We start from the raw sequence: 14253 nt of genomic DNA, 5'->3' as shown, positions 1-14253 counted from the left end.
AATCGAAGTCGGCGTGGAGCATGAATATGAGCTTAGGCTTAATCGGCCGCAAGGTCGGCATGACCCGTCTATTTACGGACGAAGGGGATTCAATTCCCGTGACCGTAATCGACGTGAGCGACAACAGAGTCGCTCAAATCAAGACCCAGGCAACTGATGGCTATGATGCTATCCAGTTGGCACATGGCACACGTAGAGCTACTCGCGTTACCAAAGCAATGGCTGGTCACTTCGCTAAAGCAGGGGTGATGGCTGGTAACGGTCTCAACGAATTCCAATTAGACGCAGCAAAAATTGCAGAAATGACACCAGGACAAGTAATTCCTGCTGAAGCTGCATTTACTGCTGGTCAAAAAGTGGACGTGCAAGGTGTTTCTATCGGTAAAGGCTACGCAGGTACCATCAAGCGTTATCACTTCGCTTCTGGTCGCGCATCCCACGGTAACTCACGTTCACACAACGTACCAGGCTCTATCGGTATGGCACAAGATCCAGGTCGTGTTTTCCCAGGTAAGCGCATGACTGGCCACCTTGGTGACGTTACACGTACCGTACAAAATTTAGTCATCGCACGCATTGATGCAGAACGTAATCTCATCATGGTTAAAGGCGCCATTCCAGGTGCCCCAGGCGGTAAAGTTATTGTTACTCCAGCGGTGAAAACACCGTTGAAGAAGAAATAAGGAGAGCGAATATGGAACTTAAGCTTCTCCAAGACAACGGTACTCTAGGTGCAGGCGTACAAGCCTCACCAGAAGTATTCGAGCGCGAATATAACGAAGCATTGGTACACCAGGTTGTAGTGGCTTACCAAGCAAATGCACGTAGCGGTAACCGTGCACAAAAAGACCGTGAGCAAGTTAAGCACACAACCAAAAAACCTTGGCGTCAAAAAGGTACTGGTCGTGCACGTGCTGGTATGAGCTCTTCCCCGCTGTGGCGTGGAGGTGGTCGTATATTCCCAAATTCTCCTGAAGAGAATTTCAGCCAAAAAGTAAACAAGAAAATGTACCGCGCTGGTATGAGATCAATTTTGTCTCAGTTGGCTCGCGAAGGTCGTTTGAATGTAGTTGATCAATTTAATCTTGATGCTCCAAAGACTAAAGTTTTAGCTGACAAAGTTAAAGCAATGGGCTTGGATTCAGTCTTGATCATTGTTGATCAGGTTAGCGAGAATTTGTACTTGGCATCACGTAACTTACATAAAGTTGCCGTTGTTGAGCCACAGCACGCTGATCCATTGGCTTTGGTTCAATACAAAAAGGTATTGGTAAGCAAAGCAGCGATCGCAAAAATTGAGGAGTTGCTGAAATGAGCCAAGTCCGTAAAAACGATCACAACCTAATGAAGGTTCTGCTTGGTCCTGTTATCTCTGAAAAAGCCACTATGGTTGCAGAGAAAAACGAACAAGTAGTTTTCCAAGTTGCTCGCGATGCTAACAAGAGCGATGTGAAACAAGCAGTTGAATTGCTCTTCAAAGTGCAAGTTGACTCAGTTCAAATCGTGAATCAAAAAGGTAAGCCCAAGCGCTATGGCCGTTTTGAAGGTCGTCGTGACCACACTAAGAAGGCCTATGTGAATTTGAAGCCAGGTCAAGAAATTAACTTTGAAGCGGAGGCGAATTAATCATGCCTTTGATGAAGACAAAACCGACCTCACCAGGTCGTCGTTCAATGGTCAAGGTGGTAAATCCTGACCTGCACAAGGGTAAACCTTTTGCAGCGTTGGTAGAGCCACAATTCCAAAAAGCGGGTCGTAACAATAATGGTCACATCACTACCCGTCATAAAGGTGGTGGTCATAAGCATCACTATCGTGTTGTTGATTTCAAACGCAATGACAAAGATGGCATTCCAGCAAAAGTTGAACGCTTGGAATACGATCCAAACCGCAGTGCAAATATTGCATTGATCGTGTTTGCTGATGGTGAGCGTCGCTACATTCCTGCTGCTAAAGGCATGTCTGTTGGCCAAGCAATCATGAATGGTTCAGAGGCGCCAATCAAATCTGGTAATAACTTACCGATTCGCAATATTCCAGTTGGTAGCACTATTCACTGCGTTGAAATCCTCCCAGGCAAGGGTGCTCAAGTAGCGCGCTCTGCTGGCGGTTCAGCAGTATTGTTAGCTCGTGAAGGTGTATACGCTCAAGTGCGTTTGCGCTCCGGTGAAGTTCGCCGTGTTCTGATTGAGTGCCGCGCCACTATTGGTGAAGTTGGCAATGAAGAGCACAGCTTGCGTCAAATTGGTAAAGCAGGTGCAAATCGCTGGCGTGGTATTCGCCCAACCGTTCGCGGTGTGGCAATGAACCCAGTAGATCACCCACACGGTGGTGGTGAAGGTAGAACTGGCGAAGGCCGTGTACCTGTATCTCCATGGGGCACTCCAACCAAAGGTTATCGCACACGTCGCAATAAGCGCACAACTTCGATGATCGTTCAACGTCGTCAAAAACGTTAAGCGATAAGGATAAATAGATATGACACGTTCAGCTAAAAAAGGCCCATTCTGCGACGCCAGCTTAGTAAAAAAAGTTGAAGTTGCACAAGCCAACAAGGACAAAAAGCCGATCAAAACTTGGTCACGCCGTTCAACAATTCTTCCAGACTTTATCGGTCTGACAATTGCTGTACACAACGGTCGTCAACACGTTCCGGTTTATGTATCAGAAAACATGGTGGGTCATAAGTTAGGCGAATTTGCCTTGACCCGTACTTTCAAAGGTCACGCTGCTGACAAGAAAGTTGTGAAGAAGTAAGGGGATGATGATGGAAGTTAAAGCTATTCACCGCAGCGCCCGCATTTCAGCGCAAAAGACACGTTTGGTCGCTGACCAGATTCGTGGTTTGCCGATTGCTCGCGCATTAAACATTTTGAATTTCAGCCCCAAGAAAGCTGCCTTCATTGTGAAAAAAGTAGTTGAATCAGCGATTGCAAATGCTGAACACAATAAAGGTGCCGACATTGATGAGCTCAAGGTATCAGCGGTAATCGTTGATAAAGCAACATCCTTGAAGCGCTTCACTGCACGCGCTAAGGGTCGTGGCAATCAAATCGAAAAACAAACTTGTCACATTAGCGTGACCTTGAGTAACTAAGGAAAGATATGGGCCAAAAGATAAACCCCACCGGATTCCGACTCGCGGTAACGAAGAATTGGACATCACGTTGGTATGCAAACAATACTGACTTCGCAAAGATGCTGAAAGAGGACGTAGATGTCCGTAGCTATTTGAAGAAGAAGTTGAAGAATGCATCTGTTAGCAAAGTTGTGATCGAGCGTCCTGCTAAGAACGCACGCATCACTATCTATAGCTCACGTCCAGGCGTTGTCATCGGTAAAAAAGGCGAAGATATTGAAGTTCTCCGTCGCGAATTACAAAAGCGTATGGGTGTTCCAGTTCACGTGAACATTGAAGAAATTCGTAAGCCAGAAGTTGACGCGCAATTGATCGCTGACTCTATTACTCAGCAGCTCGAAAAACGCATCATGTTCCGTCGTGCAATGAAGCGTGCAATGCAAAGCGCAATGCGTCTTGGCGCACAAGGCATCAAGATCATGTCTTCTGGTCGTTTGAACGGTGCAGAAATTGCTCGTCGCGAATGGTACCGTGAAGGTCGTGTTCCACTTCACACATTGAAAGCTGATATTGATTACGCAACATCAGAAGCAGAAACAACCTACGGCATCATCGGTGTAAAAGTTTGGGTTTACAAAGGCGATACATTGGGTCGCGGTGCAGAAGCTCAAGTAGCTGCTCCATCTGCTGAACCAGCTGCCGAAGAAAAGAAAACTCGTCGTGCTCCAAGCAAAACAGCTGCTCGTAAACCAGCTGCTGGCACTGACAAGCCATTAGTTGCTGCTAAACCAGCAGTAAAGCGTGTGCGTAAGGTTGAAGCACCTGCCGCAGATACGCAGAAGTCAGGAGAGTAAGCATGCTACAACCAAAGCGTCGTAAGTATCGTAAGGAACAAAAAGGCCGTAACACTGGCGTGGCAACACGCGGTAGTTCTGTAGCCTTTGGTGACTTTGGATTGAAGGCCGTTGGCCGTGGCCGTCTGACTGCTCGTCAAATCGAGTCAGCACGTCGCGCAATGACCCGTCACATTAAACGTGGTGGCCGTATCTGGATTCGTATCTTCCCAGATAAGCCAATTTCACAAAAACCTGCTGAAGTACGTATGGGTAACGGTAAAGGTAACCCAGAGTACTACGTAGCTGAAATTCAACCAGGCAAAGTGCTTTACGAGATGGATGGTGTGGATGAGACTTTGGCGCGCGAAGCTTTCAAGCTTGCCGCCGCTAAGTTGCCTTTGCAGACCACTTTCGTGATTCGCCACTTAGGTTGATCGGGATAGAGATTATGAAAAATAAAGAATTAGCAGCTAAAGATCTGACTGGCTTGAACGCAGAATTGACAGAGCTCTTAAAGACTAACTTTAAGCTCCGTATGCAAAAAGGCACTCAGCAACTCACTAATACCAGCCAATTGGGTAAAACTAAGCGCGACATCGCTCGTGTGAAGACATTTATTGCCCAAAAGACTGCACAGAAATAAGGAAAAAGGGATATGACAGAATTATCTAAACCCTTGCGCCGCACCCTTGTGGGCCGCGTTGTTAGCGACAAAATGCAAAAAACTGTGACGGTGTTGGTTGAGCGTCAAGTAAAGCATCCAGTGATTGGTAAGTACGTTGGCCAGTCCAAAAAGTACCACGCTCATGACGAAGCTGGCACATACAAGATGGGTGATACCGTTGAAATTGCTGAATCTAAGCCAATTTCACGCACTAAATCTTGGGTTGTGACCCGTTTGGTAGAGGCTTCAAAGGGTATTTAAGGCATTTTTAAGGGATTTTGGCGAAGATTCTTCCCAAATCCCTGTTTTACGTAGTAGAATAGAAGGCTTCTCTAGTTTTATTGGAGAAGCAGTGTTTTTCATTAATTCCGGGCTTTAGCTTTCGTTAAAGTCCATAGACGGAACCAAGACTGTTTGCCTTTGGCCAATAAGTTGGGGATTAGAAATGATACAAACCGAAAGTAGATTGCAGGTCGCCGATAACACAGGCGCCAGTGAAGTTTTGTGCATCAAGGTATTGGGCGGCTCTAAGCGTCGTTACGCCAGTATCGGTGATGTCATCAAAGTCAGCGTTAAGTCAGCTGCTCCACGTGGCCGTGTAAAAAAAGGTGATATTTATAACGCTGTTGTTGTTAGAACGGCTAAGGGTGTTCGCCGTCCAGACGGTTCATTGATTAAGTTCGATGCAAACGCTGCGGTATTGCTCAACGCTAAGTTAGAGCCAATTGGCACACGTATCTTCGGACCAGTGACGCGCGAATTGCGTACTGAGAAGTTCATGAAGATCGTTTCTCTCGCCCCCGAAGTTATTTAAGAGGCTGATATGAAAAAGATTCGTAAAGGTGATTCCGTAGTTCTCTTGACTGGCCGCGATAAGGGCAAGCAAGGAACTGTTACAGCCGTTCTCGATGAGAAGTTAGTCATCGAAGGCGTGAATATTTATAAAAAGAGCGTTAAGCCAAACCCAGCTGCTGGTGTAACCGGCGGCATGATTGACAAGACGATGCCTGTTCACATTTCTAATGTGGCTTTGGTTGACGGTAACGGCAAACCATCACGTGTTGGTATCAAACTCGTTGACGGTAAAAAACAGCGTTTCCTCAAAACCACTGGCGCAACATTAAGCGCATAAGGGGCATGGAGAAATTATGAGCACACGTTTTCAAGAGCACTATCAAGCTAAGGTCGTTGCTGATTTGATCGCCAAGTTTGGCTACAAATCAGTAATGGAAGTTCCACGCATTACCAAAGTAACCCTGAATATGGGCTTGGGCGATGCAGTGAACGACAAGAAAATTATCGAAAATGCAGTTGGTGATTTAACTAAGGTTGCAGGCCAAAAGCCAGTTGTAACTAAGGCTAAAAAAGCGATTGCTGGTTTCAAAATTCGTCAAGGCTACCCAATCGGCGCCATGGTGACATTGCGCGGTCAGCGCATGTACGAATTCTTGGATCGTTTCGTTACTGTTGCATTGCCACGCGTACGTGACTTCCGTGGAATCTCCGGTAAAGCATTTGACGGCCGCGGTAACTACAACATCGGCGTTAAAGAACAGATCATTTTCCCTGAAATTGAATACGACAAGATTGATGCCCTCCGTGGTCTCAATATCAGTATTACGACGACTGCTAAAACTGACGAAGAAGCAAAAGCTTTGTTAGCAGCATTCAAATTCCCTTTCCGCAATTAAGAGGCTAACGTGGCAAAACTATCCCTGATTGAGCGCGAGAATAAGCGCGCAAAAACTGTAGAGAAGTACGCTGCCAAGCGTGCTGAACTCAAAGCGATCATCGCTGATCAATCCCGCAGCGATGAAGAGCGTTATGAAGCTCGCTTGAAGCTACAGGCACTTCCACGTAACGCAAGCCCGATTCGTCAAAGAAATCGTTGTTCATTAACCGGTCGCCCACGCGGCACATTCCGTAAGTTCGGTTTGGCTCGTAGCAAGATTCGTGAAATCGCCTTCCGTGGCGAAATCCCCGGTTTAACCAAGGCCAGCTGGTAAGCGGCGAAAGAATTAGGAGAACTCATGAGTATCAGCGATCCAATCGCCGACATGTTGACCCGGATCCGCAATGCGCAAGCAGTGCAGAAACCACTAGTCACAATGCCGTCGTCAAAAGTTAAAGTAGCTATTGCAAAAGTTTTGCAAGATGAAGGCTATATCGAAAGTTTTGAAATCAAAGGTGAAGCAGCTAAGCCAGTGCTCCACATTGATCTTAAATACTATGCGGGCCGTCCTGTTATCGAGCGTATCGACCGTGTATCCACACCAAGTCTGCGTATCTATAAAGGCCGCCATGACATTCCAGAGGTAATGAATGGCTTGGGCATTGCAATTATTTCCACCCCTCAAGGCGTAATGACAGACCGTAAAGCACGTGCAACAGGCGTGGGCGGCGAAGTTATTTGCTACGTAGCTTAAGGAGCGAAATATGTCCCGCGTAGGTAAATCACCAATTACAGTTCCTAAGGGCGCTGAAATCAGCATCAACGGTGCAAACATTACTGTTAAAGGCCCATTGGGTACTTTGACACATAACTTGCATCCTTCTGTTGGTTTGAAGCAAGCAGACGGCGTATTGACAGTTGTTTTAAATAACGACTCACCAGAAGCTGGTGCCCAGTCAGGTACAGCCCGTGCTTTGGTTAATAACATGGTTGTTGGCGTTACTTCTGGCTTTGAGCGCAAGCTCAGCTTGGTAGGCGTTGGTTATCGTGCTCAAGCCCAAGGCGAAACATTGAAGTTGCAGTTGGGTTTCTCGCACGACATTATTTACAACCTGCCAAAGGGTGTAAAAGCTGAGACCCCATCTCAAACCGAAATCATTATTAAAGGTTCCAACAAGCAGCAAGTTGGCCAGGTCGCAGCTGAAGTTCGCGCATACCGTTCACCAGAGCCATACAAAGGCAAGGGTGTTCGCTACGTGGATGAGGTTGTGCATCTGAAAGAAACTAAGAAGAAGTAAGCGAGATTAGAAAATGAATAAAGACGAATCCAGACAAAGACGTGCTCGGCAGACTCGCATTCGCATTGCCGAAGCATTGGCAAATCGCTTAACAGTTATCCGTAGCAATTCACATATTTCTGCACAGGTTTATAGCCCATGCGGAACCAAGGTTGTAGCAGCTGCTTCAACAATGGAAAAAGATTTGCGTCAGGCGATCAAAAACGGCGGCAACGCTGAAGCTGCAAAACAAATCGGCAAGTTAGTTGCTGAGCGTGCTGTTAAGGCAGGCATTGTTGATGTTGCTTTTGACCGTTCCGGTCATCGTTACCACGGCCGTATTAAGGCCTTAGCTGAAGCTGCGCGTGAAGCCGGCCTGAAGTTCTAATAGGGTTTAGGAAAAAACATGGCAAAAATGCAAACTAAGATGCAAAACGAAGAGCGTGATGATGGTCTTCGCGAGAAGATGATCGCTGTTAATCGTGTAACTAAAGTAGTTAAGGGTGGTCGTATTCTCGGCTTCGCTGCACTCACTGTAGTTGGCGATGGCGATGGCCGCATCGGCATGGGTAAAGGCAAATCAAAAGAAGTTCCAGTTGCTGTTCAAAAAGCAATGGACGAAGCTCGTCGCAAGATGATCAAAGTTTCCTTACGTAAAGGCACTTTGCAGCACACCGTTACTGGTCAGCATGGCGCATCACGCGTTTTGATCTCTCCAGCTAAAGACGGTACTGGAATTATTGCTGGCGGCCCAATGCGCGCGATTTTCGACGTAATGGGTGTAACTAACGTTGTTGCTAAGTCACTTGGTTCTACAAACCCATACAACTTGGTTCGTGCAACGATTGATGGTTTGAGCAAGATGAGTACTCCTGCTGAGATTGCTGCTAAACGCGGTAAGTCGGTTGAAGAGATTCTCGGCTAAGACCAAAAGATTAGGAATCTATAAATGACAACATCTAACACTAAAGTCAAACTGCAATTAGTACGCAGCTTGATCGGCACACGCGAAAGCCATCGTGCAACTGTACGTGGCTTAGGCCTTGGTCGTATCAATTCAGTTTCTGAATTGGAAGACACTCCAGCTGTTCGCGGCATGATTAATAAAGTTTCTTATCTAGTTAAAGTTGTTAGCTAACTAGCAAGTAAATAGGCGAAGAATATGCAACTCAATACACTCAAGCCCGCAGAGGGCTCCAAGAAAAACCGTCGTCGCGTAGGTCGCGGCATTGGTTCTGGTCTTGGTAAAACTGCTGGCCGTGGTCACAAAGGTCAAAAATCCCGTTCCGGCGGTTTCCACAAGGTTGGATTCGAAGGTGGTCAGATGCCTATGTACCGTCGTTTGCCAAAACGCGGTTTCGTATCTTTGACACGTCGTCACGTTGGCCAAATTACTTTGAACGACTTAGCAAAAATCAACTTGCCAGAAGTGGACTTGTTGGTATTGAAAGCTCATGGCTTTGCTGGTGAGCAAATCAATGCAGTGAAAGTTGTTAAAACTGGTGAACTCAAGATTGCTGTAACTCTCAAGGGCATTACAGCTACTGCCGGCGCTAAAGCAGCTATCGAAGCGGCTGGCGGCAAATTAGTTGAAGCAGCTTAATAGGCCTTTTCAGTAAATATGGCATTAGCACCTACCACTAACGCAGGCACTGCAACAGCAGGAGGCAAGTTTGGCGAATTACGTCAGCGCTTGATCTTCTTGGTGTTGGCTTTGCTCGTGTTCCGTTTGGGTGCTCACATTCCAGTTCCTGGTATTGATCCAGACCAATTGGCCCAGTTATTCGCAGGTCAAAAAGACGGCATCTTGGGAATGTTTAACTTGTTCTCAGGCGGCGCTTTATCCCGCTTTACTGTGTTTGCTTTGGGAATCATGCCTTACATTTCTGCATCGATCATCATGCAGTTAATGACCATTGTTGTTCCCTCTTTAGAGGCTTTGAAAAAAGAAGGCCAAGCAGGTCAACGTAAGATTACTCAGTACACCCGCTACGGAACTGTACTCTTGGCTACTTTCCAAGCATTGGGAATTTCTGTTGCCTTGCAAGCTCAACCTGGGTTGGTCATTAACCCGGGCTTGATGTTTGAATTAAATACTGTGGTTACTTTAGTCACTGGCACGATGTTCCTAATGTGGCTCGGTGAGCAAATTACTGAGCGCGGTTTAGGTAACGGTATTTCCATCATTATTTTCGGCGGTATCGTATCCGGTTTGCCTTCCGCGATCGCTAGCTTGCTTGAGTTAGTGCGCACTGGTTCAATGAATATTATTTCTGCACTGTTGATCGTTGTGATTTGCATTGCAGTGACTTATTTTGTGGTGTTTGTAGAGCGTGGTCAGCGCCGTATCTTAGTAAACTACGCTAAGCGCCAAGTTGGTAACAAGATTTATGGCGGACAGTCTTCTTACTTCCCATTGAAGTTAAATATGGCTGGCGTTATTCCTCCAATTTTTGCTTCTTCTATTATTTTGTTCCCTGCAACGATTGCTGGCTGGTTTACATCAGGCGAGCCAACCAATATGTTCAGCAGAATTATTAAAGACTTGGCTGCGACTTTAGCCCCAGGTCAGCCTGTGTACACCATTCTGTACGCAGCAGCGATTATTTTCTTCTGCTTCTTCTATACCGCTTTGGTGTTTAACAGCCGCGATACTGCTGAGAATTTAAAGAAGAGCGGTGCATTTATTCCAGGCATTCGCCCAGGCGATCAAACAGCCCGTTATATCGACAAGATCTTGGTACGTTTGACATTAGCTGGTGCGATTTATATGGTTTTGGTTTGCTTGTTGCCAGAATTTTTAGTCTTGAAGTACAACGTGCCGTTCTATTTCGGCGGTACTTCATTGTTGATTATTGTTGTTGTTGCAATGGATTTCATGGCTCAAGTTCAGTCATTCGTGATGCAGCAGCAGTACGGCTCTTTGATGAAAAAAGCCAACTTTAAGATGGGCGCCTAACTGAATGTCTAAAGACGATGTAATTCAGATGGCGGGTGAGGTTGTAGAGAATTTGCCGAATGCGATGTTTCGCGTGAAGCTTGAAAACGGACATGTGGTTCTTGGGCACATTTCCGGAAAGATGCGGATGCATTACATCCGTATTTTGCCGGGAGATAAGGTGACGGTGGAGATGACTCCTTACGACCTGACGCGCGCCAGAATCATATTCCGAGCGAAGTAAAGATTAAGTAGTACCTATTTTTAAGAGGTGAGTTATGAAAGTTTTAGCATCCGTTAAGTGTATTTGCAGAAATTGCAAGATCATTAAGCGCAAACGCGTTGTGCGCGTGATCTGTTCTTCAGACGCACGTCATAAGCAGCGTCAAGGCTGATCTGGTTAATTAAGAGGAAATCTCATGGCACGTATCGCTGGGGTAAACATCCCAAATCATCAACATACTGTTATCGGTTTAACAGCAATTTTTGGTATTGGCACAACTCGTGCACGCAAAATTTGCCAGACCACAGGTGTTGCAATCGACAAAAAAGTTAAAGACCTTACTGACGCTGACTTGGAAAAGTTGCGTGATGAAGTAGGTAAGTTCATCACCGAAGGTGACCTTCGTCGTGAAGTAACTATGAGCATCAAACGTTTGATGGACTTAGGTTGCTATCGTGGCGTACGTCATCGTAAGGGCTTGCCTGTACGTGGACAGCGTACTAAGACAAATGCGCGTACCCGTAAGGGCCCACGTAAGTCCGGCATCGCACTGAAGAAATAATCAAGAAAGTTTATTGACATGGCAAAACAACAATCCGCTTCCGCCGCTTCACAGCGCGCTCGTAAGAAGGTTAAAAAGAACGTTGCTGACGGCATCGCACACGTTCATGCTTCTTTTAACAACACCATCATTACGATCACTGATCGTCAAGGAAATGCGCTTTCATGGGCAACTTCTGGCGGCCAGGGCTTCAAGGGCTCACGTAAATCAACACCTTTTGCTGCTCAGGTAGCTGCAGAAGTTGCTGGTAAAGCAGCCGTTGAATGCGGTATTAAGAACTTGGAAGTTCAGATCAAGGGTCCAGGCCCGGGTCGTGAATCAGCAGTTCGCGCATTGAACTCTTTGGGTATCAAGATCACTGAGATTCAAGACGTTACTCCAGTTCCACACAATGGTTGCCGTCCTCCTAAGCGTCGTCGTATTTAAGCTAGGAAGTTGGTAGTACAAGTTTTAGTAGTTTTTTATTAAAAGCCCACTGTTCATCTGAATTAAAGGGTGAACTCACCGCCTGTCGTAAGACTGCGGCAAAGAAAGGAAAGCATCGTGGCACGTTACTTAGGGCCTAAGGCCAAATTAGCACGTCGGGAAGGTACCGACTTATTTTTAAAGAGCGCACGTCGCGCCCTGTCAGACAAGTGCAAGTTAGATACTAAGCCTGGTCAACATGGTCGTACATCTGGCTCAAGAACATCTGATTACGGTAATCAATTGCGTGAAAAGCAAAAGGTTAAACGTATCTATGGCGTATTAGAGCGTCAATTCCGTCGTTACTTCGCAGAAGCTGAGCGTCGTAAGGGCAATACTGGTGAAACATTGCTCCAGTTGCTTGAGTCACGTCTCGACAACGTGGTTTATCGCATGGGCTTTGGTTCCACGCGCGCAGAAGCACGTCAGCTGGTTTCTCACGGCGCCATCACATTAAATGGTAGCGCAGTGAACATCCCGTCTATTCAGGTTAAGCCTGGTGATGTGGTTGCGATTCGTGAAAAAGCGAAGAAGCAGGCGCGTATTACAGAATCACTCAATTTGGTTCAGCAAATGACTGCTATCAGCTGGGTTTCAGTTGACGCAGCTAAGCTGGAAGGAACATTCAAGCAAGTGCCTGACCGTGAAGAAATTAGCGGTGAAATTAATGAAAGTTTGATCGTCGAATTGTATTCACGCTAATTAGGCACTCTCAAGGAAAAAATATGCAAACAAATTTGCTCAAGCCAAAAATTATTTCTGTTGAAGCGCTTACCGCCAACCAAGCTAAGGTTGTTATGGAGCCGTTCGAGCGTGGTTATGGCCACACACTCGGAAATGCATTACGTCGCGTACTCTTGTCCTCGATGGTTGGTTATGCACCAACTGAAGTAGCTATTGCAGGTGTAGTTCATGAATATTCCACTTTAGATGGTGTTCAAGAGGATGTAGTAAACCTCTTGTTGAACCTCAAAGGTATCGTATTTAAATTACAGTCCCGTGATGAAGTCACTATCAATTTGCGTAAAGAAGGCCCAGGCGTCGTTACTGCAAAAGATATCGACTTACCGCACGATGTAGAAATCATTAATCCTGATCACGTGATCGCTCATTTGTCTGCTGGTGGCAAGTTAGATATGCAGATCAAGGTTGAAAAAGGCCGTGGCTATGTTCCAGGTAACGTACGTCAATACAACGACGAAACAACCAAGATCATTGGCCGCATCGTATTGGACGCTTCATTTAGTCCAGTAAGCCGTGTTAGCTATGCAGTTGAGTCTGCTCGTGTTGAGCAACGTACCGACCTCGATCGTCTCGTAATGACTATCGAAACAAACGGTGTGTTGTCTCCTGAGGAAGCAATTCGTCAGGCAGCTAGCATCTTGGTTGATCAGTTGGTTGTATTCGCAGCTCTTGAGAGCAGTGAAGTTTCTGGCGATCTCGCACCAAGCCGCTCTTCAATGGTTGATCCAATGTTGATGCGTCCAGTTGATGATCTCGAGCTCACAGTGCGCTCTGCAAACTGCTTGAAGGCTGAGAATATTTACTACATCGGTGACTTGATTCAACGTACAGAGAATGAATTGTTGAAGACGCCTAATTTGGGTCGTAAGTCTTTGAATGAAATTAAAGACGTATTGGCTGCTCGTGGCTTAAGTCTTGGCATGAAACTCGAAAGCTGGCCTCCAGCTAACCTCGAGAAATAATTAGAAAGGAAGCATCATGCGTCACGGAAACGGCTTACGCAAACTCAATAGAACATCTTCACATCGCTTGGCGATGCTGCGCAATATGTCCAATTCCCTTTTGGAGCACGAAGTCATTAAAACGACTTTGCCAAAAGCAAAAGAATTGCGCATGGTTGTTGAGCCTTTGATTACCTTGGGTAAAAAAGACAACCTAGCAAACCGTCGCTTGGCATTCAATCGCACTCGTGATCGCGATATCGTGGCTAAACTCTTCACAGAGCTCGGTCCACGTTACGCAACACGTCCAGGTGGCTACCTTCGTATTTTGAAGTTTGGCTTCCGTCATGGCGACAATGCACCTATGGCATTGGTAGAGTTGGTTGATCGCCCAGAAGTTGAAGAAACAGCAGTTGTAGCTGAAGAGGCTTAAGCTTCCTAGCTATTTAAAAAGCCAGGCTTCGGTCTGGCTTTTTTCATTTACGGGTTATAAATACAGCATGCCTCAAAACTCTACTGAAAATGCCGATGACCTCTTGGTGGTCGTGACTAGCCTCCCAAATATGGAGGCTGCTACAGCCTTGGCTAGAGCGTTGGTAGAGGCCAATCTTGCGGCTTGTGTCCAGATGAGCGAAGGGCTGTATTCAGTCTATCGCTGGGAAGGAAAGGTTTGTGAAGAGCAAGAGGTTCTTTTGTCGGCCAAAACTATTGCACACCGATGGGATGAGATTTGTGCATTCATTAAAGAAAGCCACCCTTATGATCTTCCAGAGATTCTGGCTTTTTCTCCAAAGCAATATGAGCAGCAATATGGTGACTGGGTGCAAGCTGAGGTAAATTCAAGTCCATGAG

General features: G+C 46.2%; 29 protein-coding genes. All 29 read left to right on the top strand.

Annotated features, from left to right (window positions below):
* Positions 1–26 precede the first annotated feature (26 nt).
* The 29 genes from rplC (at position 27) to cutA (ending at position 14252) form a co-directional block, all read left to right on the top strand.
* Complete coding sequence (gene rplC, locus ICN17_RS02775; RefSeq protein ID WP_087908909.1) at positions 27–683, top strand: 50S ribosomal protein L3; 657 nt, start codon at positions 27–29, stop codon at positions 681–683.
* An 11-nt stretch (positions 684–694) separates the two neighbouring features.
* Positions 695–1315 carry a 50S ribosomal protein L4 gene (gene rplD / locus ICN17_RS02770; RefSeq protein WP_087908798.1) on the top strand — a complete coding sequence of 207 codons (621 nt, stop codon included), beginning with the start codon at positions 695–697 and terminating at the stop codon, positions 1313–1315.
* Positions 1312–1626: a 50S ribosomal protein L23 gene (gene rplW / locus ICN17_RS02765; protein WP_068947693.1), complete on the top strand. Its 315-nt coding sequence runs from the start codon at positions 1312–1314 to the stop codon at positions 1624–1626. The genes rplD and rplW overlap by 4 nt, the downstream gene beginning before the upstream one ends.
* A 2-nt stretch (positions 1627–1628) precedes the next feature.
* Positions 1629–2459 carry a 50S ribosomal protein L2 gene (rplB, locus tag ICN17_RS02760; RefSeq protein WP_216236063.1) on the top strand — a complete coding sequence of 277 codons (831 nt, stop codon included), beginning with the start codon at positions 1629–1631 and terminating at the stop codon, positions 2457–2459.
* A 19-nt stretch (positions 2460–2478) separates the two neighbouring features.
* Positions 2479–2757, top strand: a complete 279-nt coding sequence (gene rpsS, locus ICN17_RS02755; protein WP_087908800.1) for a 30S ribosomal protein S19 — start codon at positions 2479–2481, stop codon at positions 2755–2757.
* 7 nt (positions 2758–2764) lie between these two features.
* Entirely contained in the window at positions 2765–3097 is a 333-nt protein-coding gene (gene rplV, locus ICN17_RS02750; protein ID WP_201721455.1) for a 50S ribosomal protein L22, read from the top strand.
* Between the two features lie 8 nt (positions 3098–3105).
* Positions 3106–3933, top strand: a complete 828-nt coding sequence (rpsC, locus tag ICN17_RS02745) for a 30S ribosomal protein S3 (protein ID WP_087908802.1) — start codon at positions 3106–3108, stop codon at positions 3931–3933.
* Between the two features lie 2 nt (positions 3934–3935).
* Positions 3936–4349, top strand: a complete 414-nt coding sequence (gene rplP / locus ICN17_RS02740) for a 50S ribosomal protein L16 (protein ID WP_071464443.1) — start codon at positions 3936–3938, stop codon at positions 4347–4349.
* A gap of 14 nt (positions 4350–4363) precedes the next feature.
* Complete coding sequence (rpmC, locus tag ICN17_RS02735) at positions 4364–4558, top strand: 50S ribosomal protein L29 (protein ID WP_216175961.1); 195 nt, start codon at positions 4364–4366, stop codon at positions 4556–4558.
* A gap of 12 nt (positions 4559–4570) precedes the next feature.
* Positions 4571–4840: a 30S ribosomal protein S17 gene (rpsQ, locus tag ICN17_RS02730; protein WP_011901909.1), complete on the top strand. Its 270-nt coding sequence runs from the start codon at positions 4571–4573 to the stop codon at positions 4838–4840.
* Between the two features lie 184 nt (positions 4841–5024).
* Complete coding sequence (gene rplN, locus ICN17_RS02725; RefSeq protein ID WP_011901910.1) at positions 5025–5393, top strand: 50S ribosomal protein L14; 369 nt, start codon at positions 5025–5027, stop codon at positions 5391–5393.
* Between the two features lie 9 nt (positions 5394–5402).
* Positions 5403–5711 carry a 50S ribosomal protein L24 gene (rplX, locus tag ICN17_RS02720; protein ID WP_068947698.1) on the top strand — a complete coding sequence of 103 codons (309 nt, stop codon included), beginning with the start codon at positions 5403–5405 and terminating at the stop codon, positions 5709–5711.
* 16 nt (positions 5712–5727) lie between these two features.
* Complete coding sequence (gene rplE, locus ICN17_RS02715; RefSeq protein WP_015420243.1) at positions 5728–6270, top strand: 50S ribosomal protein L5; 543 nt, start codon at positions 5728–5730, stop codon at positions 6268–6270.
* Between the two features lie 9 nt (positions 6271–6279).
* Positions 6280–6585, top strand: a complete 306-nt coding sequence (rpsN, locus tag ICN17_RS02710) for a 30S ribosomal protein S14 (RefSeq protein WP_071464445.1) — start codon at positions 6280–6282, stop codon at positions 6583–6585.
* 24 nt (positions 6586–6609) lie between these two features.
* Positions 6610–7005 carry a 30S ribosomal protein S8 gene (rpsH, locus tag ICN17_RS02705; RefSeq protein WP_068947700.1) on the top strand — a complete coding sequence of 132 codons (396 nt, stop codon included), beginning with the start codon at positions 6610–6612 and terminating at the stop codon, positions 7003–7005.
* Between the two features lie 10 nt (positions 7006–7015).
* Complete coding sequence (gene rplF, locus ICN17_RS02700) at positions 7016–7549, top strand: 50S ribosomal protein L6 (protein WP_216139837.1); 534 nt, start codon at positions 7016–7018, stop codon at positions 7547–7549.
* Positions 7550–7562: 13 nt separating this feature from the next.
* Entirely contained in the window at positions 7563–7916 is a 354-nt protein-coding gene (rplR, locus tag ICN17_RS02695; protein WP_087908806.1) for a 50S ribosomal protein L18, read from the top strand.
* Positions 7917–7934: 18 nt separating this feature from the next.
* Positions 7935–8453 carry a 30S ribosomal protein S5 gene (gene rpsE, locus ICN17_RS02690; RefSeq protein ID WP_068947703.1) on the top strand — a complete coding sequence of 173 codons (519 nt, stop codon included), beginning with the start codon at positions 7935–7937 and terminating at the stop codon, positions 8451–8453.
* A gap of 24 nt (positions 8454–8477) precedes the next feature.
* Positions 8478–8666, top strand: coding sequence for a 50S ribosomal protein L30 (gene rpmD / locus ICN17_RS02685; RefSeq protein ID WP_087908807.1), 189 nt, complete (start codon positions 8478–8480; stop codon positions 8664–8666).
* Between the two features lie 24 nt (positions 8667–8690).
* The gene (gene rplO / locus ICN17_RS02680; RefSeq protein WP_216236062.1) at positions 8691–9131 is read left to right on the top strand and encodes a 50S ribosomal protein L15; all 441 of its coding nucleotides are present in this window, start codon (positions 8691–8693) and stop codon (positions 9129–9131) included.
* Between the two features lie 18 nt (positions 9132–9149).
* The gene (gene secY / locus ICN17_RS02675; protein ID WP_216236061.1) at positions 9150–10487 is read left to right on the top strand and encodes a preprotein translocase subunit SecY; all 1338 of its coding nucleotides are present in this window, start codon (positions 9150–9152) and stop codon (positions 10485–10487) included.
* 4 nt (positions 10488–10491) lie between these two features.
* Positions 10492–10710, top strand: coding sequence for a translation initiation factor IF-1 (gene infA / locus ICN17_RS02670; RefSeq protein ID WP_068320132.1), 219 nt, complete (start codon positions 10492–10494; stop codon positions 10708–10710).
* A 34-nt stretch (positions 10711–10744) separates the two neighbouring features.
* Complete coding sequence (gene rpmJ, locus ICN17_RS02665) at positions 10745–10861, top strand: 50S ribosomal protein L36 (protein WP_012357167.1); 117 nt, start codon at positions 10745–10747, stop codon at positions 10859–10861.
* 24 nt (positions 10862–10885) lie between these two features.
* Positions 10886–11251, top strand: coding sequence for a 30S ribosomal protein S13 (gene rpsM, locus ICN17_RS02660; protein WP_068947707.1), 366 nt, complete (start codon positions 10886–10888; stop codon positions 11249–11251).
* Positions 11252–11269: 18 nt separating this feature from the next.
* On the top strand, positions 11270–11677 hold the full coding sequence (gene rpsK, locus ICN17_RS02655) for a 30S ribosomal protein S11 (RefSeq protein ID WP_011901923.1): 408 nt from the start codon (positions 11270–11272) through the stop codon (positions 11675–11677).
* A gap of 117 nt (positions 11678–11794) precedes the next feature.
* Positions 11795–12418 (top strand): 30S ribosomal protein S4, encoded by a 624-nt coding sequence (gene rpsD, locus ICN17_RS02650; RefSeq protein ID WP_087908810.1) that lies wholly within the window; start codon positions 11795–11797, stop codon positions 12416–12418.
* Between the two features lie 23 nt (positions 12419–12441).
* The gene (gene rpoA, locus ICN17_RS02645) at positions 12442–13422 is read left to right on the top strand and encodes a DNA-directed RNA polymerase subunit alpha (RefSeq protein ID WP_071464451.1); all 981 of its coding nucleotides are present in this window, start codon (positions 12442–12444) and stop codon (positions 13420–13422) included.
* Positions 13423–13438: 16 nt separating this feature from the next.
* The gene (gene rplQ, locus ICN17_RS02640) at positions 13439–13834 is read left to right on the top strand and encodes a 50S ribosomal protein L17 (RefSeq protein WP_087908811.1); all 396 of its coding nucleotides are present in this window, start codon (positions 13439–13441) and stop codon (positions 13832–13834) included.
* Positions 13835–13901: 67 nt separating this feature from the next.
* Entirely contained in the window at positions 13902–14252 is a 351-nt protein-coding gene (gene cutA / locus ICN17_RS02635) for a divalent-cation tolerance protein CutA (RefSeq protein WP_216236060.1), read from the top strand.
* Position 14253: the final 1 nt, after the last annotated feature.

Origin of the sequence: Polynucleobacter sp. 73C-SIWE (assembly GCF_018882465.1) — a bacterium.
GTDB lineage: Bacteria > Pseudomonadota > Gammaproteobacteria > Burkholderiales > Burkholderiaceae > Polynucleobacter.
Note: the sequence above shows the minus strand (reverse complement) of the source record. Positions and strands in the feature narration are given on the sequence as shown.

What these genes read in the sequence shown, in the direction of transcription:
- rpsC (WP_087908802.1), top strand. Translation starts at nt 3,106, where the DNA reads ATGGGCCAAAAGATAAACCCCACCGGATTCCGACTCGCGGTAACGAAG.
- cutA (WP_216236060.1), top strand. Translation starts at nt 13,902, where the DNA reads ATGCCTCAAAACTCTACTGAAAATGCCGATGACCTCTTGGTGGTCGTG.
- rplC (WP_087908909.1), top strand. Translation starts at nt 27, where the DNA reads ATGAGCTTAGGCTTAATCGGCCGCAAGGTCGGCATGACCCGTCTATTT.
- rpsH (WP_068947700.1), top strand. Translation starts at nt 6,610, where the DNA reads ATGAGTATCAGCGATCCAATCGCCGACATGTTGACCCGGATCCGCAAT.
- rplE (WP_015420243.1), top strand. Translation starts at nt 5,728, where the DNA reads ATGAGCACACGTTTTCAAGAGCACTATCAAGCTAAGGTCGTTGCTGAT.
- rpmD (WP_087908807.1), top strand. Translation starts at nt 8,478, where the DNA reads ATGACAACATCTAACACTAAAGTCAAACTGCAATTAGTACGCAGCTTG.
- rplX (WP_068947698.1), top strand. Translation starts at nt 5,403, where the DNA reads ATGAAAAAGATTCGTAAAGGTGATTCCGTAGTTCTCTTGACTGGCCGC.
- rpsK (WP_011901923.1), top strand. Translation starts at nt 11,270, where the DNA reads ATGGCAAAACAACAATCCGCTTCCGCCGCTTCACAGCGCGCTCGTAAG.
- rplW (WP_068947693.1), top strand. Translation starts at nt 1,312, where the DNA reads ATGAGCCAAGTCCGTAAAAACGATCACAACCTAATGAAGGTTCTGCTT.
- rplF (WP_216139837.1), top strand. Translation starts at nt 7,016, where the DNA reads ATGTCCCGCGTAGGTAAATCACCAATTACAGTTCCTAAGGGCGCTGAA.
- rplV (WP_201721455.1), top strand. Translation starts at nt 2,765, where the DNA reads ATGATGGAAGTTAAAGCTATTCACCGCAGCGCCCGCATTTCAGCGCAA.
- rpsQ (WP_011901909.1), top strand. Translation starts at nt 4,571, where the DNA reads ATGACAGAATTATCTAAACCCTTGCGCCGCACCCTTGTGGGCCGCGTT.
- rplD (WP_087908798.1), top strand. Translation starts at nt 695, where the DNA reads ATGGAACTTAAGCTTCTCCAAGACAACGGTACTCTAGGTGCAGGCGTA.
- rpmC (WP_216175961.1), top strand. Translation starts at nt 4,364, where the DNA reads ATGAAAAATAAAGAATTAGCAGCTAAAGATCTGACTGGCTTGAACGCA.
- rplO (WP_216236062.1), top strand. Translation starts at nt 8,691, where the DNA reads ATGCAACTCAATACACTCAAGCCCGCAGAGGGCTCCAAGAAAAACCGT.
- secY (WP_216236061.1), top strand. Translation starts at nt 9,150, where the DNA reads ATGGCATTAGCACCTACCACTAACGCAGGCACTGCAACAGCAGGAGGC.
- infA (WP_068320132.1), top strand. Translation starts at nt 10,492, where the DNA reads ATGTCTAAAGACGATGTAATTCAGATGGCGGGTGAGGTTGTAGAGAAT.
- rplN (WP_011901910.1), top strand. Translation starts at nt 5,025, where the DNA reads ATGATACAAACCGAAAGTAGATTGCAGGTCGCCGATAACACAGGCGCC.
- rpsE (WP_068947703.1), top strand. Translation starts at nt 7,935, where the DNA reads ATGGCAAAAATGCAAACTAAGATGCAAAACGAAGAGCGTGATGATGGT.
- rplP (WP_071464443.1), top strand. Translation starts at nt 3,936, where the DNA reads ATGCTACAACCAAAGCGTCGTAAGTATCGTAAGGAACAAAAAGGCCGT.
- rplR (WP_087908806.1), top strand. Translation starts at nt 7,563, where the DNA reads ATGAATAAAGACGAATCCAGACAAAGACGTGCTCGGCAGACTCGCATT.
- rplQ (WP_087908811.1), top strand. Translation starts at nt 13,439, where the DNA reads ATGCGTCACGGAAACGGCTTACGCAAACTCAATAGAACATCTTCACAT.
- rpoA (WP_071464451.1), top strand. Translation starts at nt 12,442, where the DNA reads ATGCAAACAAATTTGCTCAAGCCAAAAATTATTTCTGTTGAAGCGCTT.
- rpsS (WP_087908800.1), top strand. Translation starts at nt 2,479, where the DNA reads ATGACACGTTCAGCTAAAAAAGGCCCATTCTGCGACGCCAGCTTAGTA.
- rplB (WP_216236063.1), top strand. Translation starts at nt 1,629, where the DNA reads ATGCCTTTGATGAAGACAAAACCGACCTCACCAGGTCGTCGTTCAATG.
- rpmJ (WP_012357167.1), top strand. Translation starts at nt 10,745, where the DNA reads ATGAAAGTTTTAGCATCCGTTAAGTGTATTTGCAGAAATTGCAAGATC.
- rpsM (WP_068947707.1), top strand. Translation starts at nt 10,886, where the DNA reads ATGGCACGTATCGCTGGGGTAAACATCCCAAATCATCAACATACTGTT.